At 69.1% G+C, this 25112-nt stretch carries 19 protein-coding genes; 1 reads left to right on the forward strand and 18 read right to left on the reverse strand.

Annotated features, from left to right (window positions below):
• Window positions 1-77: 77 nt before the first annotated feature.
• From glmM to trpB, 5 genes are all read right to left on the reverse strand, one after another.
• Window positions 78-1442, reverse strand: a complete 1365-nt coding sequence (gene glmM / locus ABIA71_RS09875; protein ID WP_354285049.1) for a phosphoglucosamine mutase — start codon at window positions 1440-1442, stop codon at window positions 78-80.
• Entirely contained in the window at window positions 1442-2326 is an 885-nt protein-coding gene (accD, locus tag ABIA71_RS09880) for an acetyl-CoA carboxylase, carboxyltransferase subunit beta (protein ID WP_128095396.1), read from the reverse strand. The genes glmM and accD overlap by 1 nt, the downstream gene beginning before the upstream one ends.
• A 220-nt stretch (window positions 2327-2546) precedes the next feature.
• Window positions 2547-3362 (reverse strand): tryptophan synthase subunit alpha, encoded by an 816-nt coding sequence (gene trpA / locus ABIA71_RS09885; protein WP_502961225.1) that lies wholly within the window; start codon window positions 3360-3362, stop codon window positions 2547-2549.
• 1 nt (window position 3363) lies between these two features.
• A complete protein-coding gene (locus tag ABIA71_RS09890; RefSeq protein WP_354285050.1) occupies window positions 3364-4053 on the reverse strand; it encodes a hypothetical protein in 690 nt (229 codons plus the stop codon).
• Window positions 4050-5267: a tryptophan synthase subunit beta gene (gene trpB, locus ABIA71_RS09895; protein ID WP_128097114.1), complete on the reverse strand. Its 1218-nt coding sequence runs from the start codon at window positions 5265-5267 to the stop codon at window positions 4050-4052. The genes ABIA71_RS09890 and trpB overlap by 4 nt, the downstream gene beginning before the upstream one ends.
• A gap of 95 nt (window positions 5268-5362) precedes the next feature.
• Between trpB and ABIA71_RS09900 the strand changes: the two genes are divergently transcribed.
• Complete coding sequence (locus ABIA71_RS09900; protein WP_354285051.1) at window positions 5363-6256, forward strand: LysR family transcriptional regulator; 894 nt, start codon at window positions 5363-5365, stop codon at window positions 6254-6256.
• A gap of 41 nt (window positions 6257-6297) precedes the next feature.
• On the opposite strand, the gene ABIA71_RS09905 is transcribed toward ABIA71_RS09900, so the two are convergent.
• From ABIA71_RS09905 to prmB, 13 genes are all read right to left on the reverse strand, one after another.
• Window positions 6298-7404 (reverse strand): toxic anion resistance protein, encoded by a 1107-nt coding sequence (locus tag ABIA71_RS09905; protein WP_354285052.1) that lies wholly within the window; start codon window positions 7402-7404, stop codon window positions 6298-6300.
• Window positions 7405-7457: 53 nt separating this feature from the next.
• The gene (locus ABIA71_RS09910; RefSeq protein WP_354285053.1) at window positions 7458-8180 is read right to left on the reverse strand and encodes a hypothetical protein; all 723 of its coding nucleotides are present in this window, start codon (window positions 8178-8180) and stop codon (window positions 7458-7460) included.
• Window positions 8177-13543, reverse strand: coding sequence for a DNA repair ATPase (locus tag ABIA71_RS09915; protein WP_354285054.1), 5367 nt, complete (start codon window positions 13541-13543; stop codon window positions 8177-8179). Before ABIA71_RS09915 ends, ABIA71_RS09910 begins: the two co-directional genes overlap by 4 nt.
• A 125-nt stretch (window positions 13544-13668) precedes the next feature.
• Entirely contained in the window at window positions 13669-15687 is a 2019-nt protein-coding gene (locus ABIA71_RS09920; RefSeq protein ID WP_354285055.1) for a flotillin family protein, read from the reverse strand.
• A complete protein-coding gene (locus ABIA71_RS09925; RefSeq protein ID WP_354285056.1) occupies window positions 15684-16364 on the reverse strand; it encodes a hypothetical protein in 681 nt (226 codons plus the stop codon). Before ABIA71_RS09925 ends, ABIA71_RS09920 begins: the two co-directional genes overlap by 4 nt.
• 296 nt (window positions 16365-16660) lie before the next feature.
• Window positions 16661-17317: a phosphoribosylanthranilate isomerase gene (locus ABIA71_RS09930; RefSeq protein ID WP_038687203.1), complete on the reverse strand. Its 657-nt coding sequence runs from the start codon at window positions 17315-17317 to the stop codon at window positions 16661-16663.
• Entirely contained in the window at window positions 17314-18087 is a 774-nt protein-coding gene (gene truA, locus ABIA71_RS09935; protein ID WP_354285057.1) for a tRNA pseudouridine(38-40) synthase TruA, read from the reverse strand. The genes ABIA71_RS09930 and truA overlap by 4 nt, the downstream gene beginning before the upstream one ends.
• Window positions 18088-18135: 48 nt before the next feature.
• A complete protein-coding gene (locus ABIA71_RS09940) occupies window positions 18136-18516 on the reverse strand; it encodes a VOC family protein (RefSeq protein WP_354285058.1) in 381 nt (126 codons plus the stop codon).
• On the reverse strand, window positions 18513-20501 hold the full coding sequence (locus tag ABIA71_RS09945; RefSeq protein ID WP_354285059.1) for a type IV pilus assembly protein FimV: 1989 nt from the start codon (window positions 20499-20501) through the stop codon (window positions 18513-18515). The genes ABIA71_RS09940 and ABIA71_RS09945 overlap by 4 nt, the downstream gene beginning before the upstream one ends.
• Window positions 20502-20588: 87 nt before the next feature.
• Window positions 20589-21614 (reverse strand): aspartate-semialdehyde dehydrogenase, encoded by a 1026-nt coding sequence (locus ABIA71_RS09950; RefSeq protein ID WP_354285060.1) that lies wholly within the window; start codon window positions 21612-21614, stop codon window positions 20589-20591.
• 240 nt (window positions 21615-21854) lie between these two features.
• Window positions 21855-22910 carry a 2-hydroxyacid dehydrogenase gene (locus ABIA71_RS09955; RefSeq protein ID WP_354285061.1) on the reverse strand — a complete coding sequence of 352 codons (1056 nt, stop codon included), beginning with the start codon at window positions 22908-22910 and terminating at the stop codon, window positions 21855-21857.
• Complete coding sequence (aroC, locus tag ABIA71_RS09960) at window positions 22903-24006, reverse strand: chorismate synthase (protein ID WP_354285062.1); 1104 nt, start codon at window positions 24004-24006, stop codon at window positions 22903-22905. The genes ABIA71_RS09955 and aroC overlap by 8 nt, the downstream gene beginning before the upstream one ends.
• Window positions 24003-24932: a 50S ribosomal protein L3 N(5)-glutamine methyltransferase gene (gene prmB, locus ABIA71_RS09965; protein WP_128096363.1), complete on the reverse strand. Its 930-nt coding sequence runs from the start codon at window positions 24930-24932 to the stop codon at window positions 24003-24005. Before prmB ends, aroC begins: the two co-directional genes overlap by 4 nt.
• Between the last annotated feature and the right edge of the window lie 180 nt (window positions 24933-25112).

Here is a 25112-nt window from a genome sequence, read left to right on the forward strand (position 1 = left end):
GCACGGTGCACATCAACGCAGCCCACCGGCGGTGGAAAAGCCGACCAACGGTCGGCTCGACCGCGCGGTGGCCGTTCTCAGGCCGCCGCCGCCTTCACCGCACTGGACAGGTTGTCCAGCGTGGACTGCATCAACTCGGCGGTATCGGCCTCGACGGTGACCCGCACCACCGGCTCGGTGCCGGACGGTCGCAGGAACGCGCGACCGCGGCCCTTCACCGCCGCCTGCGCGGCCACCAGCGCCGCCTGCACGGTATCGGCCTGCACGATGGCCTTGGCCGAGACGTCGCCCAGCCGTACGTTCACGGTCTTCTGCGGCACCCGGCTCAGGTCCTGCAGCGAGGCGCGCAGGGTGCGGCCTTCGCGGCGCAGCACTTCCAGCACCTGCAGCGCACTGACGATGGCATCGCCGGTGGTGGCACGGTCCAGGCACAGCAGGTGGCCGGAGGCTTCGCCGCCCAGCACGCCGCCGCCTTCGACCAGCGCCTGGTGCACGTAGCGGTCGCCCACGTTGCTGCGCACGAACGGCAGGCCGAGGCGCTCCAGCGCCTGTTCCAGGCCGAAGTTGGTCATCAGCGTACCCACCACCGGACCGCGCAGGCGGCCATTGCCCTGCCAGGACGCCGCCAGCACATAGAGCAGGTCATCGCCGTCGACCGGGTTGCCCTGGTCGTCGGCCATCAGCACGCGGTCGCCATCGCCGTCGAAGGCGATGCCAAGATCGGCACCGACCTCACGCACCTTGTTGGCCAGGTTGTCGATGTGCATCGAGCCGACGCCATCGTTGATGTTCACCCCATTGGGTTCAGCACCGATGGTGACCACGTCCGCGCCCAGCTCGCGGAACAGCAGCGGGGCGATGTGGTAGGTGGCACCGTGCGCGCAGTCGAGCACGATCTTCAGCCCGCGCAGGTCGAAACTGCGCGGCACGCTGGCCTTGCAGAATTCGATGTAGCGGCCGACCGCATCGCGCGCGCGCATGGCCTTGCCGAGGCGGTCGGATTCGGCGGTGGTGAAGGCGCTGTCCAGCGCCGCTTCCAGGGCCAGCTCGGTGGCGTCGTCGAGCTTTTCGCCATCGGCGGAGAAGAACTTGATGCCGTTGTCGTAGTGCGGGTTGTGCGAGGCGCTGATGACGATGCCGGCGTCCGCGCCCAGGGTGCGGGTGAGGAACGCCACGGCCGGGGTCGGCATCGGGCCGAGCAGTTGCACGTCCACGCCGCCGGCGACCAGGCCCGCTTCCAGCGCGGCTTCGAACATGTAGCCGGAAATGCGCGTGTCCTTGCCGATCACCACCACCGGGCGGTGCCCGGGGCGGTGGCCGTTACGTTCGGTCAGTACGCGGCCAAGCGCATTGCCCAGGCGCAGCACGAAATCGGCGGAGATCACCCCTTGGCCCACGCGGCCACGAATGCCGTCGGTGCCGAAATACCGGCGCGCACCCATCAGGCGACCTCGTCGGCAACCGGCGCCGGCTGACGGCCGAGCATGGCCAGCAGGTCGGACAGGCGCTCACGCATTTCGCGGCGGTCGCAGATCTGGTCGATGGCCCCGTGCTCGAGCAGGAACTCCGAGCGCTGGAAGCCTTCCGGCAGCTTTTCGCGCACGGTCTGTTCGATCACGCGCGGGCCGGCGAAGCCGATCAGTGCCTGCGGTTCGGCGATGTTGATGTCGCCCAGCATCGCAAACGAGGCCGAGACGCCGCCCGTGGTCGGGTGGGTCAGGACCGAGATGTACGGCAGGCCGGCCTCACGCAGTTTGCCCAGCGCGGCCGAGGTCTTGGCCATCTGCATGAGCGAGAACAGGCCTTCCTGCATGCGTGCGCCGCCGCTGGCGGAGAAGCAGACATACGGGGCGCCGATTTCGACGGCCTTTTCAGCGGCCAGCGAGAAGCGCTCGCCGACGACCGAGCCCATCGAGCCGCCCATGAAGGCGAAGTCGAACGCGGACGCGACCAGCGGGCGGCCCTTCATCAGGCCCTGCATGGCGATCAGGGCGTCGTACTCGCCCGTGTTCTTCTGCGAGGCCTTGATGCGCTCGATGTACTTTTTCTGGTCCTTGAACTTGAGCAGGTCGGTCGGTCCCAGGCGCGCACCGATTTCGGTGGTGCTGTCGGCGTCGAACAGGGCGGCCAGGCGCGCACGCGCGCGGATCGCCATGTGATGGCCGCACTTGGGGCAGACTTCCAGGTTCTCTTCCAGCTCAGGTCCGTACAGTGCGCTGCCGCAGTTGCTGCACTTCTCCCACAGGCCCTCGGGGACGCTGCGCTTCTTGCTGGGGACGTTGTCGGTGCGGATGCCAGACGGCATCAACTTGCTGAGCCAACTCATGCGGGATGCTACTTCCGTTCAGGGCGGCCCGAAGGCCGCAAAGGCGGACAGTCTAGCTCAGGCCCTCCCCACCCGTGCACCCCCTGCCGGGTGCGGCGGCGAACGGTAAAACCGTGCTATGACGTATGTTTACGTGCAGATCCGTAGCGCCGGGCTCTGCCCGGCGAAGGCGCCAAGGTGCGAATGCCGGGCAGAGCCCGGCGCTACGGGTGGGCTCGCGTCAGGTTCCGCTGTCCAATGCCTTGCGCAGCGGCGCGAGGAAGTGCTGCGCGGTCTGTGCGGCAGCGCCTGCATCGGCCGCTTCACCCAGCGCGGCGACCAGGGCGCTGCCGACCACGACGCCGTCGGCTTCGACGGCCATGGCCGCGGCGCTGGACGCGTCCTTGATGCCGAAGCCGGCCACGACGGGGACGGTGGAGCGGCTGCGCAGGTCGCGCAGGCGGGCGCTGGCGGCGCTGCTGTCCAGGCGTTCGGACGCGCCGGTGACGCCGGCGAAGCTGACGTAGTAGAGGTAGCCCTGGGCCATGGCTGACAGGGTGTCCAGGCGGGTGTCGGCGGTGGTTGGGGAGGCCAGCAGGATCAGGGCCAGGCCGGCGGCGGTGAAGATGGCGCGGGTTTCGGCGGCCTCTTCCGGCGGCAGGTCGACCAGCAGCACGCCGTCCACGCCCGCGGCGATGGCCGCGTCGGCGAAGCGGGCGGTGCCGTGGATCTCGACCGGGTTCAGGTAGCCCATCAGCACCACCGGGGTGGTGGCGTCGTCGCGGCGGAAGGCGGCCACGGTTTCCAGCACGTAGCGCAGCCCTGCCCCACGCGCCAGCGCGCGCTCGGAGCTGCGCTGGATGGTGGGGCCGTCGGCCATCGGGTCGGAAAACGGCACGCCCAGTTCGATCACGTCCGCGCCGGCGGCGGCGAGTGCGTGCATCACCGGCACGGTGGCGTCCAGGCCCGGATCACCGGCGGTGATGAAGGGAATCAGGGCCTTGCGGCCCTCGGCGCGCAGGCGGGCAAAACAGGCATCGATACGGTCCACGGACATTTCAGGCACATCCTTCAATCAATTCAACGGCGCCGCTGGCGCCCCAGTACAGCGTCGAAATCACCCCGTCGAAGATCTCCAGCCGGATCGCCAGATCCGAGCCGGGGTCCTGCCAGGTCAGGTATTCACCCGTTTCAGGGTCGTAGGCGTGCGGCTGCGCAAGGCTGCCCTTGGGCAGGCGCTTGAGCGCGGCGTCACGCGTCATGCCCAGGCGCAGCCCGAACGGGCCGGCCTGGGTGATGGTCTCATCGGTGCCATCCAGCGGCGCCAGTTCGAAGCGCTGCACGTGGTCGTCGTCGACCATCATCGAGATGCCCTCCGGCAGGCTGCCGCGCTCGTAGTACTCGCAGCTGCCGGCCTGCCCGCCTTCGCTCAGACCGGCCGAATGCCAGGTGGCATCGGCATCGGCGGCGGTGAAGCGCTGCCCGATGACGATGTCGCCGGCATGGTCCAGGGCAACGGAGACCACCGCCGGCGCGGGCGCCGCGTCGGTGGCCGGGGCCGGCGGTTCCGGGTCGTCCTCGATCGGGCGGTTGGCCAGGTCGTCATCGTTGCTCGCCGGTACCTGCGCCGGTGCGATGGCCGCCGGTGCCGACGGCGCCGCAGGCAGCAACGGCGGGTCCGGCGGGGTGCAGGCAGTCAGGCCGACCACGATCAGCAGCGCACTTCCCTGGCGCAGCAGTGGGTTCACAGCATCAAGCCCTCGCGTGCGGCGATGGTGTGCACGTCCTTGTCGCCACGACCGGACAGGTTGCACAGCACCAGTTTGTCGCGGGGCAGGTCACGCGCGATCTTGATGGCCTGGGCCACGGCGTGGCTGGATTCCAGCGCGGCCAGGATGCCTTCGCTGTGGGCCAGCTGGTGGAACGCGGCCAGCGCTTCCTCGTCGGTGATGCCCACATATTCGGCGCGCCCGGCATCGGCCAGGAACGCATGCTCCGGGCCGACGCCCGGGTAGTCCAGGCCGGCCGACACCGAGTGGGTTTCGGTGATCTGGCCGTCGTCGTCGCAGATCACATAGGTGCGGTTGCCGTGCAGCACGCCCGGGCGGCCCGCGGCGATGGAGGCGGCATGGCGTCCGGTCTCGATGCCATCACCGGCCGCTTCAGCGCCGACGATGCGCACGTCGCGATCGTTGAGGAAGGCATGGAACAGGCCGATGGCATTGCTGCCGCCGCCAACGCAGGCGGTGATCGCATCGGGCAGGCGGCCGTAGTCGGTGAGCATCTGCGCACGCGCCTCGCGGCCGACGATGGCGTTGAAGTCACGCACCATGCGCGGGTACGGGTCCGGCCCGGCGACGGTGCCGATGATGTAGAAGGTGTCGCGCACGTTGGTGACCCAGTCGCGCATGGCTTCGTTGAGCGCGTCCTTGAGCGTGGCCGAGCCGGAGGTGACCGGTACCACCGTGGCCCCGAGCAGCTTCATGCGGTAGACGTTGATCTTCTGCCGTTCGATGTCGGTGGCGCCCATGTAGACCACGCATTCCAGGCCCAGACGGGCGGCCACGGTGGCGCTGGCCACGCCGTGCTGGCCGGCGCCGGTCTCGGCGATGATGCGGGTCTTGCCCATCCGCGCGGCCAGCAGGGCCTGGCCGATGGTGTTGTTGATCTTGTGCGCGCCGGTGTGGTTCAGGTCTTCGCGCTTGAGCAGGATCTGCGCCCCGCCCACCTGCTGGCTGAGCCGTTCGGCGTGGTAGATCGGGCTGGGCCGGCCCACGTAATGGGTGAGGTCTTTGTCGTAGGCGGCGATGAAGGCCGGATCGCGGCGCGCCTCATCGTAGGCCGCCGCCAGCTCCTGCAGCGGACCGATCAGCGTTTCAGCAACGAAACTGCCGCCGTAGCGGCCGAAATGGCCCTGGGCATCGGGGTAGGCGTGGAAATCGGTGATGGGGGATGCGGACATGGCGCGACAACCGGTGGAGACAGGGGGCCAATTTAACGCACATGTCATGACAGGAATATCGATAATATCTGCGACAACCCGTCAGGAAAACTCACATGAGCGACCTTCCCCTGCCGCCGCTCAACGCCCTGCGCAGTTTCGAGGCCGCCGCCCGCCTGGGTGGGGTGGGCCGCGCCGCGGAGGCCCTGCACGTCACCCATGGCGCGATCAGCCGGCAGCTGCGGGTGCTGGAGGATCACCTGGGCGTGGCGCTGTTTGAACGCGACGGGCGCGGACTGCGCCTGACCCGGGCCGGGGCCGAGCTGCAGGGCGCCTGCGAGGGCGCGTTCGGGCAGATCCGCGAGGCCGTGGGCGCGCTCAAGCGCCAGCAGCGGCCCGACGCGCTGGTGCTGGGCTGCAGCGGCAGCATCCTGGCGCGCTGGATGATTCCGCACCTGCCGGCGCTGCAGCGCGACCTGCCGCAGCTGGCGCTGCATTGGTCGGCGCAGGACGGGAGCTTCACCGACGCCCAGCGCGGCCTGGATGCGGTGCTGCTGCTGGCCCAGCCCCCGTGGCCCCGGGGGTGGCAGGTGCGCGAACTGGCGCCGGAACGGGTGGGCGTGGTGGTCAGCCCGCAGCACCCGGCGGCGGCGCGGTTGCGCCAGCGGCCGCCGACCGCCCTGCTCGGCGAAGCGTTGCTGCATACCGCCTCGCGCCCGCAGGCATGGCCGGCGTGGGCGCTGGCGCATGGGCTGGACCCGGCGCAGCTGCAATTGGGTAGCGGGTTCGAGCACCTGTACTACCTGCTGGAGGCAGCGGTGGCCGGGCTGGGCGTGGCGATCGCACCCGAGCCGCTGGTGGCCGACGAGCTGGCCGCCGGCCGCCTGTTGGCGCCGTGGGGATTTGGCGCCACCGGCGGGTTCTGGGTGCTGGCCACACCCGACGGGGCGGTGGATGCACGGGTGGACGTGCTGGCCGGGTGGCTGCAGCAGCAGTTGGCGGGGGCGTAGGTCCCCACCGCTGGTGGGGACGATGCCGGGGCGCGCGCCGGTCAGGCGGCGGTCGGCGCTGCCAGGCGTTGCTGCACGTCGTCGCGCAGGCGCGCCAGTTCCACTTCGGCCTGCTGGCGCTGCTGCATGCCCTCGCGGTGGATGGTGCGCACTTCTTCCACCGTGGCGATCAGCTGCTCGTGCACGTGGCGCAGCGTGGCCACGTCGATCACCGCGCGCTGGTTGGCCTTGGCCGTTTCCACGGTGGTCTGGCGCAGCAGGTCGGCATTGCGCCGCATCATCTCGTTGGTGGCATCGTCGATCGCGTTGGACAACGCCACCGCGTTCTTCTGCTCATTGAGCGACAACTGGATCGCGAACTGGCGCTTCCACGACGGAATGGTGATGTCGCGGACGGTGTTGAACTTCTCGATCAGCAGGATCGCGTTGGCCTGGATCAGCCGGATCATCGGCAAGGACTGGTCGGCCGCGTGCTGCATGACCAGCAGGTCGCCCACGCGCTTGTCGAGCAGCCGGATCGCGTTGTCCAGCTCGCCCTGGCGGATCCGCTGCTGCGGATCGTCCTGGCCCTGCCCGGCCAGCTGTTCGCTGCGCAGCGAGGCGATCCGGCGCTTGCCGGCGGCGATGTGCAGGCCCAGGCCGTGGCGTTCTTCGCGGACGATCTCGTGCATGCGGTCGAACTCGACCACGCGCTGGCCCATCAGCGCCTGTTGGCTGCCCACGTCGCCCATCAACTGCTCGATCTGGCGATTGGTGTCGCTGAATTTCTGCACCAGCTCGCCCTTGGACGCGCGCAGTTTGTCGATCAACCCACCGATCACCGGCACCTTCGAGCGTTCGGCCAGCCCGTCAAGCTTCAGCGCGCGCGCGATGCGCACCACCTCGCCCAGCTTGTCGCCGCTGGCATCGAGGTCGCGGTTGCGTACCTGGTCGAGCAGCTGGCTGGAAAACGCCGCCGTCTTGGCCGCCGCGTCGCGCCCGAACACCTGCAGGTTGCCCGGCCGGATGTCGTCCAGGCTGCGCCCGATCTCGGCGATTTTCGGCAGGTCGTCCCGGCCCAGGCCCAGCGCCTGCAATGCATTGTCATCGATGACATCCACGCTGACCTCCACCGGGAGGGACGCGTTCGGCTGGGAATCCTGGGTCATCGGTGCATCTCCATTCTGAAGGGCGGCCGGAGCGCCGGCACGGGTCAGTGTACTCAGGGAAGTCTAGCGTGCGCCGCGGCGACCTCGGCGCGGATCTGGCCCAGCAGTTGCGCGGCCTGCTCGTTCTGCCGTGCATGCGTCCGGGTGCGGCCGGCACGGACGGCCTGCTGCCACGCCGGCACCAGCACCTCGGCGATGCGCTGGAAGTGGTCCAGCAGGGCCGCGTCCTGGGCCTGCAGCAGCTGTGTCTGGCCAGCCTGCATGCGTTTGAGCGAGGCCAGCGTGCGCAGGTGCACCACGCGCTGGTGCAACGTGCCCTGCGCAGCGGTGGGCAGACCCGCACCCAGCACCGTTCCGGCATCGGCCCACTGCTCCAGCGCCTGCGCGCCGTGCAGATCCGCCGCGGCCGCGTGCGTGCCCGCCTCGACCGCGGCGCCCAGCCGGTGAGCATGCGCCTGGGCATTGAGCAGCAGGACGCCGCACTGCGCCTGCAACGCGTCGGCGTCGGCCTGGCGCTCCACGTCGCGCCCCAGCAGCCGCCCCCACCAACCGGTCTGGCGGCGCAACCGGGCCGGATTGCCCGCCTGCAGGGCCAGCGCAAGCCGCGACAGCGCCTCGACCAGATCGCTGCGCGGCTCCTCCTCGCACCCACCGGCAACCGGCGCGCGCGGGGCCATCGCCTGCACCAGCACCTCGCCGTAGCGCGACAGCACCGCTGCGTCGGCGACGAGGGTGGCCGGCGGCGCCGGCAGCGCAGGCAACGACGGCGCGGTCATGCAGGTGCATCACCGCCGTCGCGTTCCCAGCGCGGCGGCAGGCTCGATTCGCCGTAGAAGTGGCGCATCAATGCCTCATCCAGGGCGCGCTCCTCGGGCGTGGAAGCGCGCCTGGGGCGGGCACCGACGCGCGGGGCCGGCCCGCTCTCCATCTGCTGGCGCACCCAGCCAGCCAGCAAGGCCAGCGTTTCGCCGGTGCGCACCTGTTGCTGGTGCGAATCGCCGAGCAGCTGCAACAGCGGGGCCAGCCCGGCCTGCAAGCCACTGGCCAGCGGTTCGGCCAGCGGCGGTGCCGCCACCGGCGCAGCAGGAGGGGCGGCGACCGTTACCGGCTCGGCGCGTGCGGCCGACAGCCGCTCCAGCGCCGACAACAACGCCGGCCAGGGCGCGGGCTCGACCTCGGCCACGGCCGCTGGGGGCGGCAACTGCAACGCGCTGGCGATGTCGGCCAGCTGCGCTACCACGCGCCCGCCGACATCGGCGTCGTCGGCACCCATGGCTTTGTTGCGCAGGAAGTCACGCTTGATCTGCTGCCAGCGCTCCAGCTCGGCGCCCTGCAGCAGGCCCCGCAGTTCGGCCAGCTTGAGCAGGTTTTCCTCGGCCCCGGTGGTGAGCAGCTGCGCCTCGCCCTGGTAGTGGTCGGACACCAGCTGCTGCAGCTCGGCGTCGTTCATCACCGGCGAGATCTTCTCCGACAGCTTGTTCATGTTGCGGTAGCTGCCCTGCAGCCGGAACGCCGGCTCGGTGCGGTAGCGGTCGTCCTGCGCCGCACTGGCGATGTACTGCTGGTTGACCCGGTAGACCACGTCGCGCACGCGCAGCATGCGCTGCAGGGTGGCGACGATCTCGTTGACCTCCGCGCCGCTGTAGGCGTGGCTGAGCGCGTTGGTGGACACCTCCTTGCCCATCGCCCGCTCCACCAGCAGGTAGAGGTCGGCCATGTCGCGCGTGGCCAGCGGCGCCAGCACCGGATTGGAGGTCAGGCTGTTTTCGATGTAGCTCAGGGTGAAGGCATCTTCCATGCCGCCCAGCACGTCACCCAGGTTGTAGATGTCGGCGCGGTTGGCGAGCATGTCCGGAATCTTGAACACCTCGCCGGACTCGGTATACGGGTTGCCGGCCATCACCACGCAGAATTTCTTGCCGCGCATGTCGTAGGTGCGGGTGCGCCCGCGCCACACGCCTTCGATGCGGCGCGTGCCGTCGCACAACGAGATGAACTTCTGCAGGAATTCCGGGTGGGTGTGCTGGATGTCATCGACATACAACATGGTGTTGTTGCCCATTTCCAGCGCCAGATTGAGCTTTTCCAGCTCCTGGCGCGAGGTGGCGTCCGGCGCCTGGGCCGGGTCCAGCGAGCGCACCTCGTGGCCCAGCGCCGGGCCGTTGATCTTCATGAAGACCAGGCCGAGGCGGTGCGCCACGTATTCCATCAGCGTGGTTTTGCCGTAGCCGGGCGGCGAGATCATCATCAGCAGGCCCATCAGGTCGCTGCGCTTGTTTTCGCCCACCGTGCCCATCTGCTTGGCCAGGTTGTCGCCGATCACGCCGAGGTAGACGTCGTTGATCAGCTTGTTGCGCACGAACGAGGACAGCGGCCGCGCCTTGAACTCGGACAGGCGCAGGGTGTCGCGTTCGCGCGTGACGATGCGCTGGCGGACCGCCTGGTAGGCATGGAACGCAGGCACGAACACGCCGGTGTGGTGCTGCAGGCGCGCCAGGAAATCATCCAGCGACAGGGTCATGTGGCCCTGCACGATGCGCGGGTGTTCGCCCAGCAGGCCGTCCACGCTGACCAGCAGCACCACATCGCTGGCGCGGGTGCGCAGCGCGCGCTGCACCAGCAGCAGGGCAGCCGCCTCGTCGGCATAGCCGGCGTGGTCGGTGAACGCCGGGGTGCGGCACAGGGCGCGCAGCCACTGCCCCGCCAGCGCCCAGCGCGCGCCCAGGCCGTCCTGCTCGCGCTGCAGGGCGCGCTCCAGCGCCTCGCGCTGGCCGGCCGCCTGCAGCTGTTGGCCCAGTGCCTCCAGCAACGCCAGCGCATAGCGGCTGCTGGTGAACACCGGTTCGCCGGCCGACAGTTCGTCGGCGAGGTAGGCGGCGGCCGCCAGGTGGTCGGCGGCCGTGAACGGCAGCGCGTGTTCGTCATTGAACGCGGCCAGGGCCTGTGTCATCTCCGCGCGTAGTGCCTGGCGGCCCTCATCGGAGCCGAACAGGCGCGCGATCGCATCGGCGCCAGCCTGGCGTGCCGGCCACTGGGCCACGTCTTCGCGGCGCTGCCGTGCGGCCCAGAACAGCATCGCCAGCGCGCGCACGCGCGGCGCGTGCAACAGGGTGCCGGCCGCCTGCTGCAGCGGCAGCAGCGCGCGCAGGATCACGGTGGCGTCGTGGTCATGGATGCCGCGTTCGTAGCCTTCCCGGTAACGCGGCGCGGCGAAATCACGCACGGTACGGTCCAGCGCCTCCGGCTCGGCGGCGCTGTGCTGCAACCCGGCCAGGTCGAGCCCGTCACGGTTTTCCATGGCTGCACGCAGCACGCTGCCGGCCAGGTACTCGCCGCGGTACAGCGTGTCCGATTCCGAATCCAGGCTGAGCTGCCAGTACGGCTTGAGTTCGGCCAGTTCGGGATCGTGCAGCGGCTCCAGGAAGTCGGTGCCGGTGAGGTGGATGGCCAACGCGTCGCCGCGCGGCAGGATGGTCAGGTCCAGCGCCTGGGTGTTCACGCTGAAGCGGTGCCGCGGGCCAAGGCGCACGACGTTGCCGCCGGCCTCGAACAGGTCGCTGCGGTCGCGCAACGCGCGCACGGCCTGGTCGCGCACGCCTTTCAGGCGTGATTCGATGTCGTCGGCCTTGACGCTGTCACGCAGGCCGCGCAGGCGTTCGGCCAGTTCGCGCAGCTTGAGGATCAGCGGGTCGCCGGCGAAGAAGGCGTTGAGCTCGTCGGCGCTGGCGAAGCGCTCGGTGCGCTTGGCCAGGCCGTCGAGGATGCGGGTGGCCGCGTCCAGCACCGAGCGCGCCTTGCGCTGGCGCTCGTCCAGCAGCGCCTGCTTGTGGGCCTCGAAGGCATCGATCAGTTCTTCGCGCTTGGCCAGGATGTCGCCCAGGAACTGCTCGTGTTCGCCGAACTGGCTTTCCAGTTCCTCCAGCTGCACCAGCAGCCGCGACATCTGTTCGTCGGCACGTTCGGGATCGGTGGCCATCGCCAGCGCGCTGGTGATGGCCTGCGAGAACAGCGCGAACTGCGCGGCGAACTGCGCCACCGCTTCGGCCGACCCCAGGCTGCGGCGGCGCTGTTCGGCGCGCGCGCGGGTCTGGTTGAGGCGCGCGTAGATGGCCGAGATCGCCTCGACCACGCGGGTGCGCGCGGTGGCGTCGTCGACCTTCAGCCCGGCCATCAGCTCGGACAGCATGTCCAGGTCGGCCGACATGGCGCGCAGGCCGGCCAGCTGTTCGTCCAGCACCCGCGCGCTTTCGGCCTGCTGCGCGGCCTCGTCCAGCGCCTGCAGGCGCTCGCCGAGCGGGGCCAGCGCGGCGTCGCCGGCCAGGAACGCGCCGGTGGCCGCGCCGATGGCCTCATGCGCCTGCTGCAGCGCGGCGGTCATCGCATCGATCAGGTCGGTGTCGATGTAGCGGTAGTCGCGGATGGTGAGCAGGTGCCCACGCTGCGCCGAGATCGCATTGAGCGCCTCGACGAAGGACTGCACGTCTTTCCAGTTCTCCGGCTGCAGGCGGGCCAGCAACGCCTTCTGCGTGTTCTGCGCCTGGGCCATGGCCTGCGCGGACTGCGCGCGGATCGACTGCACTTTCTCGTATTCGTCCAGCACCGACTCGCCGGTGCTGCTGACCTCGCGCAGCAGGCTGACCGCGCCCCCGCATTGCGCGTCGTCCAGCCAGTGGTGGGCGTCGAACAGGCGCCGGGTGTCCTGCACCAGGCGCTGGTAGCGCTGCACCGACACGTCGTCGCCTTCGATGGTGCGGGCCAGGTCGAACAGGTTGGAAATGCCGCGCACCAGCTCGGCATTGCCGATGCGGCCCATGAAAGTGTTGCCGGGCGGGCGGCTGGCGGCGAACTCGTCGCTGCTGAATGGCGTTTGCCAGACCTGCATGGCGTGGATGCGGGTCGGCTCGCTGCCTTCGGCATGGAACAGCACCATGCGTCCGTCGTGCATGAAGGCATAGCCGTGGCCGAACACCGGGTTCTGCAGCACGCGCTGGATGGTGTTGTAGACAAACAGCGCCGAGCGCCCGCCTTCGCGCTCGTAGAAGATGTAGAGCACGTCTTCGCCGTTGGGCGAGCGGATGGCGCGCTTGAACTGCATGCCGTCCATCGCCGTGTCGAACGCCTTGTGCTCGCCGCTCTGCAGGTAGTAGCCGCCCGGGAAGATGATGCCGTGGTCTTCGGGCAGCTGTACGCAGGCCTGCACGATGGCATCGTTGCGGATGATGTTGCCGGTGAGCGTGTTGTAGATCAGGCCCCGCCACACGGTTTCGCGATACGGCAGTACCTTGAGCAGGATCAGCGAGCCGACCCGGGCGAAGTCGAACTGCGCGTCGTCCAGCGACTGCGTGCTGTCCTCGACCGGTTCGCTGTAGACGCCCTGGCCGCTCTCGGTGTTGTTCTCGACCTTGATGGTGAGGTCGCCACCGGTGGTTTCCACGAACAGGCTGTCGAGGATGTTCAGGTGCGCATGGCGACCGGTAACGGCCATGTCGCGGGTGGCGCGGGTCCATTCGAAGTCGAACGGCGGCGGCAGTGCGATGTCGCGCTCGCCACGGGCGTCCAGGTAGGTCAGTGCGCCGTCACGGGCCAGCGCCCAGCGGAACACGCGCACGTCGCTGCTGCGCTCGCCGATCTGGAACGAGGCCAGCAGCTTGTCGCCGACCACGATCAGCTGCAGCAGGCGGGCGTGCTTGTAATAGGCGTAGAGCTCGCCGAAGTCGTGCACGAACGCCGGCTGGGCCAGGAAGCTGCCCTTGGCGTCCACCGGCACCACGTCGTAGCCGTCGTTGGCCTGGACCAGCCGGTACAGCCCGAACACGTCTTCGACGCGGGTCTGGGTCTTGAGCCCGATGTACACGTTGTAGCCGAACAGCAGCAGGTCCGGACCGACCTGGACGATGTCGCGGCCAACGCAGTTGTTTTCGCTGCGGATGCGGAAGCGGCCGGTGACCTCCAGCCGGCTGTCGCCGAACTCGGCCAGGCGCTGCGTGTTGAGGGCATCGGCGACGCTGCGCAGGCGGCTGCCCTGCTCGGCCAGGCGGCGGCGCAGCACTTCATAGGCGCCGCCCTGGGCAACGGCCTGGTCGACGCTGGCGGTGGCTTCCGGCGCGGACGGCTCGGGACGGTTGGCGGTATCGGACATCGGCTTCCTTCCGGCTCACGGACAACCGGCCGGGCGAGCCGGCCGGGAAAGACGGGGCGGCGGCATCACGGCCACCGCCGGGGTGCCGGACACGCCACCCCAGGGCGGCGCGCCGGCGGTGCGGCTCAGCGGGTTTCGACCACGGTGGCGGTCACGCTGGGCACCGCTTCAACCGCGTCTTCGCTGATCTGGCGCGGCGCGGATTCGCGCGGGCCCACGCCCAGGTAGCGCTGCATCAGCTCCTGCACGATCGGGCTCTTGTCGGCCAGGCCTTCGATGGACTTGCCCAGCGACACGGCCTTGATCAGGTTCTCGAACATGCCGCCGTCGCCGCCCACCAGGTCGATGTCGGCGTTGCGCAGCGCGCTGGCGATGACGCCGGCGTTCTCGCGCGAGACTTCCTTGCCGGCATCGATCGAGGCCAGTGCCTGCTTGAGGCTGTTGTCGAGCATCATGCGGAACTCTTCGTGGCCGCGCGCGGTGTCGCTGAGCGAACCGATCGCCTCGAACTTGCGGACCAGGCCTTCGGCCTCGGCCAGCAGCTTCTTCTGCACCACGCCGGCCTCGGCGCCGCCGATGGACTCGGTCGCGGTGGCGCGGGCACGGCCCATCTGCTCTTCACCATGGGCCTGGGCCTGCAGGTTCTCAGCCAGCACGCGGGCCTCGTTGGTGCCCTGCTTGAGGTTGGCTTCGGCCTTGGCTTCGATCACGCGGGCTTCGGCGATGCCGACCTTTTCGATGGCCAGCGCCGAGGCTTCGCGCACCTGCGCCTCGGCCAGGCCGGGGGCGGCCTGTTCGGCCCGGGTACCGTCGGCCAACAGGCGCTTGGCATCGGCCTGCTTGCCGGCCGCTTCGTGCTGGGCCTGGGCCAGGGTGGTGATTTCCACGGCACGGTGCTTGGCCGAGGTTTCGGCCGCCTGTGCCTCCTTGACCTGGCGCACCAGCAGTTCCTGCGCCTTGCCTTCGGCCTCCAGGATCAGCACCTGCTTCTGGCGATCGGCTTCGGACACCTCACGCACTTCCTTGATGCGCTCTTCTTCCTGGGCCACGGTCTTGTCGATGGCGATGCGTTCGCGGGTGATGTTGGCCACGTCCATCTTGCCGGACTCGACCACCTTGTCGCGCTCCACGCCCTGCAGCTGCACTTCGCGCTGGGTGGTGACCTGCTCCAGCTGGCGCGCGCGCTCGACGCGCTCGGATTCGATGGCCACCGCGCGCTGGCGGTTCTGCTCGGCCACTTCCACTTCGCGCATGCGGTTCTGTTCGCGGATGTCGATGACTTCCTGCGCTTCGATGCGCGCCTGCTCGGACAGCTGGCGCTGCTCTTCCTGGACCTTGGCGGTCTCGGCTTCCTCACGCGCGCGGATGGTTTCGATCTCGCGCTTCTGGCGGGCTTCGGCTTCGGCCTGCTGGCGTTCCAACGCCAGCAGCGCTTCACGCGCTTCGACGTTCTTCTTGGTGATCGCCAGCTTTTCGTTCTGTTCCAGCTCGTTGGTGACCACGTTGTGGGTGGCGGTCAGCTCGGTGATCTTGCGGATGCCCTGGGCGTCGAGAATGTTGTTCTGGTCCAGCAGCAGCTTGGGGGTCTGCTCCAGGTAGTCGATGGCGACGTCTTCCAGCGCATAGCCGTTCAGGTCGTTGCCGATCACGGCAATGATCTCGTCGCGGAATTCCTGGCGCTTTTCGAACAGTTCGGTGAACTCGAACTTCTTGCCCACCGTCTTCAGCGCTTCGGAGAACTTGGCGTTGAACAGTTCATCGACCGCATGCTTGTCCGAGGCGCGGTCGGCACCGATCGCCTTGGCCACGCGCAGCACGTCGGCCTGCGTTTCGTTGACGCGCAGGTAGAAGGCCACGGCGATGTCGGCGCGCATGTTGTCGCGGCAGATCAGGCCTTCCTTGCCGCGGCGGTCGATCTGCAGGGTGATCAGGCTGATCCGCATCAGCTCGGCGCGGTACAGCACCGGAATGATCAGCGCACCGGTGAAGTGCACCTTGGGCTGCGAACTCATGTCGTTGACGATCAGGGCCACGCCCTGGTCCACCTTGCGGTAGAACGCTTTGAACAGGCCAGCCAGGCCAAGCAGCAGGACCAGCAGGATGCCCACCCCGATCACGAACGGGGCCAAGGTCGCAAAACTCATCGATGGAACTCCTTATCGCCCGCAATCAGGCTGTCTTGGATGGAAAGCGCGGGGTGGGCGTTCTCACGCACCACCAGGTAATGGTTGTGGTCGGCCAGGTAGTCGAGCAGGACCACGCGGTCGCCGCGTGCGAGCACGCTGCCGTCCTGCGAGCGTACCTGCAGGATCAACCCCGCGCCGCCGTCGTCGACGTTGGCATGTCCCATGGTGGCGGTGACCTGCGGCGAGGCGACCACGCCGACGCGCCCCAGCAGCGACGCCTGGGGCACCGGGCGCAGGCGCAGCAGCAGGCGCCGGATCGGGCGCAGCACCACCACGCTGAGCGGCACGGCGGGAACGAGTGCAAGCACGGCGGTAACGCTGCCGGCCAGCCAGCGCACCGGGGTGGGCAGGGGCTGCAGCAGGAACAGGTGGACGAAGTAGGTGACGGTCCAGCCGAAGAAGGCCAGCAGCGCGATCACCAGCATCACCGGGGCGCCGCCCAGGCCCAGGCGCGCGAACATGCCGGAAATGCCGTGCAGGCCGTCATCGCCCAGGTGCAGGTCCAGGCCGTCATGGGCGATGCCGTCATCGACCACGCCGAAGGCGGCCAGCAGCCAATACAGCACGGCGAACGCCAGCACGATGCTGTACGGCAGCGTGGGGAAACTCAACGCGACAGTGAGGAACTCGTCCATTCCATGCCTTCCCTGTGATGGCGGCCAACCGCTTCCCCGGCCGCCGCGTGTGGGAAGCGCTCCGGCTTCCCGCGATTACGCGCCGTGTCGGCCGCGTCATGTCCTGTCGATGCTACGTGAAATTCGCCGCTGCGCCCATAGCAACGCCACCGCGCCCTGGCTGGCGTGGTGGATGGGTTGTCGGCAATGGCCGCGTCGGGATCGCGGGGGGTGTCCCGACCAACGGTCGGGACCTACCGGGCTTCACGTGTCCCCTGACCCGTACCGGGATTCACGGTCGGGACCCGGCGTCGGCGTCAGTCGGCCTCGTGGCAGTCGGCGCGGCGGACTTCTTCGACGAACTTGCGCATCTTGTAGCCGTCCTTGATGCCCGGCTCGGATTCGATTCCGCTGGACACGTCCACGCCCCACGGCAGCGTGGCCACGATCGCATCGAACACGTTGTCCGGGGTGATCCCGCCGGCCAGCAGGAACGGCCGATGCAGGCCGGTGGGCAGGCGGGTCCAGTCGAAGGCCACGCCGGTGCCGCCGCCGCCGCCGGGCGCGTGGCTGTCGAACAGGAACCCGGCTGCGCTGGGGTACCGCAGCTGCAGCTGGCGCGCGTTGACGTCCTCGCGGCCGCCCATTGCCACGGCCTTCAGGTAAGGCATGTTGAAGCTGCGGCAGAACGACTCGTCTTCCTCGCCATGGAACTGCAGCAGGGTCGGCCGCACCGTGCGCAGCACCTCGCGCACTTCTTCCTTGCTGTTGTCGCGGAACAGGGCCACCACGTCCACCATCGGCGCGATCGCCTGGCGCATTGCGCGGGCTTCGGCCGGCGCCACGCGGCGCTTGCTCTCCCGGGCGAAGATGAAGCCGACTGCATCCACGCCCAGTTCCCCGGCCAGGCGGACGTCGCCGGCGCGGGTCATGCCGCAGAACTTGATACGGGTGCGATAGAAAGAGCGGCTCATAGAGTCACCTCGGCGGGCAGTTGCCAGTTGTCGGGGTACAGGGGTCCAACGAACACCAAACCCTGCGGCGGTGCGGTCGGCCCGGCCACGGTGCGGTCCTTTCCGGCCAGCAGCTCACCCAGCCACGACACCGGCTTGTCCCCGCACCCGACCAGGATCAATGAACCGACGATATTGCGCACCATGTGATGAAGGAATGCATTGGCCTGAACACAGACCTCCAGCACCTCGCCATCGCGGGTCACGCTGATCGCCTGCAGCTCGCGGCGGGCATGCAGGGCCTCGCAATTGACGCTGCGGAAGGCGCTGAAGTCGTTTTCGCCCAACAATGCCTGTGCCGCGGCGTGCATCAGCGTGGCATCCAGCGGCCGCCGCTCCCAGCTCAGGCTCTGCCGGTTCAGCGCCGGGCGCACCTGCCGGTTGAGCAGGCGGTAGCGATAGCGCCGGGCGCGGGCGGAGAAGCGTGCATGGAAATCATCGGCCACCGGCTGGCACCAGCGCACCGCGATGGCAGGCGGCAGGCGGGTGGTGGTGCCCAGGGTCCAGCCGCGCGCGTTGCGGATCACGTCGGTGTCGAAATGCACCACCTGGCAGTGGCCGTGCACGCCGGCATCGGTGCGCCCGGCACACATCACCTTGATGGGCGCATCGGCCACCGAGGACAGCGCCTCCTGCAGGCTGGCCTGCACGCTGGGACGACCGCTCTCGCCCAGCTGCTGCCAGCCCTTGAATTCACTGCCATCGTATTCCACGCCCATTGCGTAGCGCATGGTCAACCTCTGTAAGTCGGTAAGAACCGGCCAGGGCCGGTCGGGGCATCAGGCCGGATCGCGCTCGGACCACACGGCAAGTTCATTGCCGCCGGGTTCGACGAACTGGAAGCGGCAGCCCCCGGGAAAGGAAAACACGGGCTTGACCACCTGCCCGCCGTGGGCGGCCACCGCCTCGGCCATCGGGGCAAGGTCATCGGCGTAGATCACCAGCAACGCCGCGCCCGCGGCGGTGGTGGCCGGGCTGCCGCGGAAGAAGCCGCCCTGCAGGCGACCGTCATCGAAGGCGGTGTAGTCCGGGCCGTAATCAACGAACGTCCAGCCGAACACCGTCGAGAAAAAGCGGCGGCTGGCGGCCGGATCGGTGGAGGCGAACTCCACGTAATCCAGCCGGCGCTCGCGCGGCGAAGGCAAGACAGGGCTGCTCATCCCAGCCGCGCCAGCAGTTCCCGGGCCTGCGCCTGGCTGTGCGGGTCTGCCGCAACGGCGACTTCCTGCAGCAGGGTGCGCGCGGTTTCGGCATCGCCGAGGTCCAGGTAGGCAATCGCCAGTTCGAGCCGGTCGCGGCCGGCGGCGGGCGCGATGGAGTCGTGGTCATGGTCGGACCCGGCCCCGTGCGACGCTGCCGGGTCGGTGTCGGTGTCGGTGTCGGTGTCGGCCGCAGTGTGATCGCCGGCGGCGGTGTCATCGGGGAACTCGAACACCCCGCGGTAGGACGGCTGCGCCGCGGCCTCCAGGGCATGCGCCGGCGGCGTGTAGACGTCGACGTCGCGCGGCGCGGGCGTCCCAATGGTCGGGTCCCGCCCGTCTTCTGCCGCGTCCTCGAGCGCAGCGTCAGCCGCCGCCTCAACGTCGGCAACGGGCTGGCCCGGTTCGGGCTCCAGGCGGAACACCGGCTCACGGCGCACGCTGTCGCCCAGATGTTCAGCCGGTGCATCCAGTTCTTCATTGGCCTGGTCGCGTGCTTCATCCAGGCGGGCATCCAGGGCGTCGTCCTGCTGGGCGGCCAGCTCGTCGATGTAATCGGCGGCAGGCACGGCGGCGGCCAGGGCAGTGGCATCCAGGCCGTCGCGGCGCAGCGGGGGCAACGGCGACGGCTTGCGACGGCGGGCCACGGCCCACCCGCCCACCACCAGCAACAGCACCACCAGACCCAGCCAGTACCAGCCGCTACCGCCGGCGTCACGCGTGGCCGGGGCCTGGCCCAGGCGCTGCTGCGCGGCCGCCAGGTCGCTGTCCTTCATCGCGATCAGCGTCTGCTGCTGCTTCTGCAGCTTTTCCAGGTCGGCGACGCGGCCGCGCAGCTCCTGGATCTCGGCGTCGCGGGTGGCGACATCTTCCTTGGCCTGACGCAGTTGTTCGTTGCCCAGCATGTCGCCCTCACTGCCGGCGGCGGTGCCGGTGGTTGTGCCTGCATTGTTGTCGGTGGCGGCGACCGCCGGCGCGATCTCCAGGCGTGCGCCGCTGGCCGCAGCCGCAGCCGCTGCCACCGGCTTGACGGCCGGGCCCGGCGTGGCGGCAACGCCGCTGCTGGCCGGCTGCGGGATGGCCGCGCGCGATTGCCGCCATTGTGCGGCGTGCTCACGCACGATCGCGGCCGCTTCACTGGCGTCGATCGGCGTGGGCGAGTCGGTGGGGCTGCGCAGCACCGCGCCCTGCTTGAGCAGGTTGACGTTGCCGCGGATGAAGGCCTCCGGGTTGGCCCGCAGCAGCGCGACCATCGCCTGGTTGCGGTTGATGCCCTGTTCGCGGGCAACTGCGGCGGCGATCTGGGACAGGGTCTGGCCGCGTTGCACGGTGACGCCGCCGGCGGTGCTTGCCGGTGCGGGCGCTGCGCCGCGCGGTGGAGCGGTGCGTGGCGGCTGCGCGGCCGTGCGTGCAGGCTGGGTCTCTGCCGGGGGCGCAGCCGCGGCCGCGGGGGCCGGCTCACGCACGATGGCATTGGACATCGCACCGGCCGGCGCGACGATCTCCGGTTCGGCCACGGCCAGCGCACTGTTGGGTGCATCGACCAGCGCCGAGTATTCGCGGACCAGGCGCCCCTGGCCCCAGTCGGCTTCGATCAGGAAATTCAGCGACGGGGTGGTGACCGGGGTCTGGGTGCTGACCCGCACCACCGCCCTGCCCTGCGCGTTGCGGGTCAGTTCGAACTGCAGCTCACTGACCAGGCCCGCCGGTGCGTCCAGCCCGACCCGGGCAAAGGTGCCCGGCGAGGCCAGCGCCACCCGCAGGTTCTGCAGCTCGGCCGGGTCGGCCGAGATCACCGGAATTTCGGCCAGCAGCGGCTGGCCGGGCTTGGACAGCACCCGGATATCGCCCAGGCCCAGGGCCAGGGCGGAGCTGCTGGCCAGGGCCAGCAGCAGAGTGGACACATACTTGAGCGGGCGCAGGGCGCCCCGGGTCCGGTTGTTCATGGCGGCCAATATAGCGGCTCCCCCCGTGATCGGCGATGGTTGAATTGCAGCCGCCGATGGCATCCCCATGCCATCGGCGGTGCACGATCAGCCTTCGGCGGCGACCAGCTCGGCCAGCTGCACGGCATTGAGCGCGGCGCCCTTGCGGATGTTGTCCGACACAATCCACAGGTTCAGACCGTTGGGGTGCGAGAGATCCTCGCGGATACGGCCGACATACACCGCATCGTTGCCCGACGCATGGGTCACCGGGGTCGGATAGCCACCGGCTTCATGCTTGTCCACCACTTCCACGCCCGGCGAGCGCGACAGCAGTTCACGCGCGGCCGCCACGGTGACCTTGTCGCGGGTTTCGATGGTGACCGCTTCGGAGTGGCCGTAGAACACCGGCACGCGCACCGCGGTGGGGTTCACCAGGATGCTGTCGTCGCCGAGGATCTTCTTGGTTTCCCAGACCAGCTTCATCTCTTCCTTGGTGAAGCCGCTTTCCAGGAAGTCGTCGATGTGCGGGATCAGGTTGAAGGCGATCTGCACCGGGAACCGCTGCGGGTCGATCTGCTGGAAGCTGAGCAGCTGGCCGGTCTGCTTGCCCAGTTCTTCCAGCGCCGAACGACCGCCACCGGACACGGACTGGTAGGTGGCCACGTTGATGCGCGTGATGCCGTACTGGCGGTGCAGCGGCGCCAGCGCCACCAGCATCTGCATGGTGGAGCAGTTCGGGTTGGCGATGATGCCGCGCGGGCGGTTCTTCAGCGCCTCCGGGTTCACTTCGGACACCACCAGCGGCACGTCGTCGTCGTAACGGAAGGCCGACGAGTTGTCGATCACCACCGCACCGGCGGCGGCGAACTTGGGGCCGAACTCCTTGGACACGCTGCCACCGGCGGAGAACAGCGCGATGTCCACGCCCTTGGGGTCGAAGTCGGCCAGGTCCTGGACCTTGATCTTTTCGCCGCGGTAGTCGATTTCACCGCCGGCCGAGCGCGAGGACGCGAGCAGGCTCAGCGAGGCGATCGGGAAGTCGCGCTCGGCGAGGATGGACAACATGGTTTCGCCGACGGCGCCGGTGGCACCGACGACAGCGACGTGGAAACGACGATCTGCATTGCTCATGGGGGAACCTCGTGTTGGGTGCACCGACCTGCGGTCGGTACCTGCCGTGTGTTGGAGATCTGTACCGACCAACGGTCGGTACCTACCGTGCTTTGTATACCGACCCGCGGTCGGTACGTGCCGTGTCTGGAGGATGTGTGCCGACCAACGATCGGTACCTGCCGTGCCTTGGGGATGCGTACCGACCCACGGTCGGTAGCTGCCGGTTCGGGAACCTCGCCTGTTGGCCGGGGAGGTTCCCTATCGTTTTGCGTCGTCGATTTTTTTGCCGCCCACGGTCGCGCGGCCGGTGTTCGCGGCGGCCACAGCGTCGGCGTTGATCGCGCTTGGCGGGTGGCCGGCGTTCGGCCCCAGCCCCAGCGCGGCGATGAGGTTGTCCACGGCCAGCTGCACCATCGCCCGGCGCGTGGCCTGGCTGGCGCTGCCGATATGCGGGGTCAGCACGATGTTGTGCAGGGCCAGCAGTTCCGGGCGCACCGTGGGCTCGCCTTCGAACACGTCCAAGCCGGCAGCGGCGAGGCGACCGTTGGCCAGTGCGTCGGCCAGCGCGACCTCGTCGACGATGCCGCCGCGGGCGATGTTCACCAGGGTGGCGGTCGGCTTCATCTTCGCCAGCGCGCCGGCGTCGATGATGTGGTGCGAGGACGCGCTGTAGGGCAGCACCAGTACCAGGTGGTCGGCCTGGGCCAGCAGCGTGTCGAGGTCGACGTACTGCGCGCCTACCTCGGCTTCGGTGGCGTCGGGCAGGCGCGAGCGGTTGTGGTACAGCACGCGCATGCCGAACCCGAGCGCGCCGCGGCGGGCGATGCCCTGGCCGATGCGGCCCATGCCAAGGATGCCCAGCGTACTGCCGTGGACGTCCGCGCCCAGCAGGGTCTGGAACGACCATTGGCCCCACTGCCCATCGCGCAGCCAGCGCTCGGCTTCGGTGATGCGGCGGGCGGTGGCCATCAGCAGCGCGAAGCCGAGGTCGGCGGTGGTTTCGGTCAGGACGTCGGGGGTGTTGCTGGCCAGGATGCCGGCCGCGCTGAGCGCGTCCACGTCCAGGTTGTTGTAGCCCACGCCGACGTTGGCGATCGCACGCAGCTGCGGCGCGTTGGCAATCTCGGCCGGTCCGATGCGCTCGTTGAGGGTGATCAGGGCACCCTCGACGCGGGCCAACTGCGCGGCCAGCATCTGCGGGGTGTAGCGGGTGACCTCGCCGGTCATGGTCAGCTCGACATGCTGCCCGAGCTGTTCGACCACATCGTCGAACAGCGGCTGGCTGACCCAGACCCGGGGGCGGCGATCAGCCATCGATCGTGCCCGGGATGCGCGGGGTGATGGTGCCGACGTCGCCGCACTGCGCGCGGTGGCGCAGGGCCTGGTCCATCAGCACCAGCGCCATCATCGCCTCGGCGATGGGGGTGGCGCGGATGCCGACGCACGGGTCGTGGCGACCGGTGGTGATCACATCGACCGCGTTGCCGTCGGCATCCACCGTGGCACCGGGCAGGCGCAGGCTGGAGGTGGGCTTGAGCACGATCGAGGCGGTGACCTGCTGGCCGGTGGAGATACCACCGAGGATGCCGCCGGCATGGTTGCTGGCGAAACCCTGCGGGGTGATCAGGTCACGGTGTTCGGTGCCCAGCTGGGCAGCGCTGGCAAAGCCGTCGCCGATCTCCACGCCCTTGACCGCGTTGATGCTCATCAGCGCGGCGGCCAGTTCACCGTCGAGCTTGCCGTAGATGGGCTCGCCCCAGCCGGGCGGGACGCCGTCGGCGACCACGTTGACGCGCGCGCCGACCGAGTCGCCGGACTTGCGCAGCGCGTCCATGTAGCTTTCCAGCGCGGGCACCTGCTCGGCAACCGGCCAGAAGAACGGGTTGTCTTCCACCGCCGACCAGTCATGCCCGGTGGGGGTGATGGCGCCGAGCTGGGAGAGGTAGCCACGCACGGTTACGCCATGGCGCTGCTGAAGCCACTTCTTGGCGATGACGCCGGCGGCCACGCGCATGGTGGTTTCGCGCGCCGACGAACGGCCGCCACCGCGCGGGTCGCGGATGCCGTACTTCTGCCAGTAGCTGTAGTCGGCATGGCCAGGGCGGAACTGCTGGGCGATGGCGGTGTAATCCTTGCTGCGCTGGTCGGTGTTGCGGATCAGCAGGGCAATGGGCGTACCCGTGGTGCGGCCTTCGTAGACGCCGGACAGGATCTCGACGTCGTCGGCTTCGCGGCGCGCCGAGGTATGCCGGCTCTTGCCGGTGGCGCGACGCTGCAGGTCGTGGTCGAACTCACCGGCGCTGATTTCCAGCCCCGGCGGGCAGCCATCGATCACGCAGCCGATCGCCGGACCGTGCGATTCGCCGAAGGTGGTGACGGTCAGCAATGTGCCGAAGCTGTTGGAACTCACGGCCGCTGCGCTGCCAGTTCGGTGATGCGCGCGCTGTGGGCGATCAGTTCACGGCATTCGACGGCGAAGATGCCCATCTGGCCGACCTTGAATTCGATCCAGGCAAAGTCGACTTCGGGCAGGAGCTTGATGAGATGCTGTTCGGACTCGCCTACTTCGCAGATCAGCAGGCCGTCTTCGCTGAGGTGCAGCGGGGCGTCGCGCAGGATCTTGAGGACCAGGTCGAGGCCGTCGGGGCCGGCCCGCAGGCCCATGTCCGGCTCGTAGGAATATTCCTGCGGCAGGGCATCGGTTTCGTCGTTGGTGACGTAGGGCGGGTTGGTGACGATGAGGTCGTAGTGGCGGCCGGTGAGGCCGGTGAACAGGTCGGACTTGATCAGGGTGACGTTGTGCGCCTGCAGGCGGTCCTTGTTTTCATGCGCCAGGGCCAGGGCATCGTCGCTGAGGTCGACGCCGTCCACTTCCCAGTTGGGGTAGTAGTGGCCGATGGCGATGGCGATGCAGCCCGAGCCGGTGCACAGGTCGAGGGCGCGATGGACGTCGCGGCCGGCCAGCCAGGGTTCGAAGCCGGTTTCGATGAGTTCGGCGATGGGCGAGCGCGGGACCAGGGCGCGGCTGTCACTCTTGAAGCTGAGGCCGGCAAACCAGGCTTCGCCGGTAAGGTAGGCGGCGGGCAGGCGCTCGTTGATGCGACGTTCGAACAGGGCGAGCACCTCCGCCTTTTCGGGCGTGGTGACGCGGGCGGCGCCGTAGGCGGGGCCGAGGTCGTGCGGGAGGTGCAGGCTGTGCAGGACGAGCTGGGTAGCCTCGTCCAGGGCGTTGTCGTAGCTGTGTCCGAAGGTGAGGCCTGCGGCATTGAAACGGCTGGTGCCGTAGCGGATCAGGTCGATGATCGTGTGGAGTTCGGCGGCCGTTTCGGCAGTCATGGCAAGGCAACAGACAGTGTGGCCCCCGATTATAGGCGACCCCATGCCCCCCGGCATCCGTTGCAGTCGAAAGTGGTTGGTGTTGGGGTTGGAGGCCTGGAGCCAGGTCAAGGTCAAGGTCAAGGTCAACTTCAAGAGCAGCGCCGCTTTGTTTGCGGGCTGGGTCGGGGGGGGGGGGGG

This window comes from Stenotrophomonas sp. 2619, assembly GCF_040548725.1.
GTDB classification, from domain to species: domain Bacteria; phylum Pseudomonadota; class Gammaproteobacteria; order Xanthomonadales; family Xanthomonadaceae; genus Stenotrophomonas; species Stenotrophomonas maltophilia_AP.

Coding starts and splice junctions, on each gene's coding strand:
- glmM (WP_354285049.1), bottom strand. CDS start 1,442: ATGGGTGCGCGCCGGTATTTCGGCACCGACGGCATTCGTGGCCGCGTG.
- accD (WP_128095396.1), bottom strand. CDS start 2,326: ATGAGTTGGCTCAGCAAGTTGATGCCGTCTGGCATCCGCACCGACAAC.
- trpA (WP_502961225.1), bottom strand. CDS start 3,362: ATGTCCGTGGACCGTATCGATGCCTGTTTTGCCCGCCTGCGCGCCGAG.
- trpB (WP_128097114.1), bottom strand. CDS start 5,267: ATGTCCGCATCCCCCATCACCGATTTCCACGCCTACCCCGATGCCCAG.
- ABIA71_RS09900 (WP_354285051.1), top strand. CDS start 5,363: ATGAGCGACCTTCCCCTGCCGCCGCTCAACGCCCTGCGCAGTTTCGAG.
- ABIA71_RS09905 (WP_354285052.1), bottom strand. CDS start 7,404: ATGACCCAGGATTCCCAGCCGAACGCGTCCCTCCCGGTGGAGGTCAGC.
- ABIA71_RS09910 (WP_354285053.1), bottom strand. CDS start 8,180: ATGACCGCGCCGTCGTTGCCTGCGCTGCCGGCGCCGCCGGCCACCCTC.
- ABIA71_RS09915 (WP_354285054.1), bottom strand. CDS start 13,543: ATGTCCGATACCGCCAACCGTCCCGAGCCGTCCGCGCCGGAAGCCACC.
- ABIA71_RS09920 (WP_354285055.1), bottom strand. CDS start 15,687: ATGAGTTTTGCGACCTTGGCCCCGTTCGTGATCGGGGTGGGCATCCTG.
- ABIA71_RS09925 (WP_354285056.1), bottom strand. CDS start 16,364: ATGGACGAGTTCCTCACTGTCGCGTTGAGTTTCCCCACGCTGCCGTAC.
- ABIA71_RS09930 (WP_038687203.1), bottom strand. CDS start 17,317: ATGAGCCGCTCTTTCTATCGCACCCGTATCAAGTTCTGCGGCATGACC.
- truA (WP_354285057.1), bottom strand. CDS start 18,087: ATGCGCTACGCAATGGGCGTGGAATACGATGGCAGTGAATTCAAGGGC.
- ABIA71_RS09940 (WP_354285058.1), bottom strand. CDS start 18,516: ATGAGCAGCCCTGTCTTGCCTTCGCCGCGCGAGCGCCGGCTGGATTAC.
- ABIA71_RS09945 (WP_354285059.1), bottom strand. CDS start 20,501: ATGAACAACCGGACCCGGGGCGCCCTGCGCCCGCTCAAGTATGTGTCC.
- ABIA71_RS09950 (WP_354285060.1), bottom strand. CDS start 21,614: ATGAGCAATGCAGATCGTCGTTTCCACGTCGCTGTCGTCGGTGCCACC.
- ABIA71_RS09955 (WP_354285061.1), bottom strand. CDS start 22,910: ATGGCTGATCGCCGCCCCCGGGTCTGGGTCAGCCAGCCGCTGTTCGAC.
- prmB (WP_128096363.1), bottom strand. CDS start 24,932: ATGACTGCCGAAACGGCCGCCGAACTCCACACGATCATCGACCTGATC.